The organism is Massilia sp. BKSP1R2A-1 (genome assembly GCF_050586525.1).
Lineage (GTDB): Bacteria > Pseudomonadota > Gammaproteobacteria > Burkholderiales > Burkholderiaceae_D > Telluria.
On record NZ_JBOBRE010000056.1, the window covers coordinates 1 to 347 of the forward strand.

General features: G+C 57.1%; 1 protein-coding gene. It reads left to right on the top strand.

Translation table 11 applies throughout. The annotated features are described in order from the left end of the window. Positions 1 to 84: 84 nt before the first annotated feature. Positions 85 to 347: transposase (locus tag ACQ7JA_RS25055; protein WP_430902413.1), on the top strand; the 263-nt coding region annotated here is incomplete at its 3' end.

Consider the following 347-nt stretch of genomic DNA (forward strand, 5'->3'; position numbering starts at 1 on the left):
CCAGGCTGTGTAAAAACCTTGTGACCTTGTAAACGAACCGGGTTCGGTAAACGTTGAGCCAGTATCTCATCACTGGGGTGCCAAATGAAGCGCTTTATTGAAGGCGAAGACCGCGGGCAAGGCACGCTGCTTCCAGAGCACCTGGAGGACTACGTTACCGAGGAAAACCCAGTTCGCGCAGTCGACGTATTCGTCGATGAGCTGGACATGGCCATCCTGGGTTTTGCGCGGGTAGTGCCTGCAAAGACTGGTCGGCCAGCGTACCACCCGGCTGTACTACTCAAGCTCTACATCTACGGCTACCTGAACCGCATCCAGTCGAGCCGCAGGCTCGAGCGCGAAGCGCA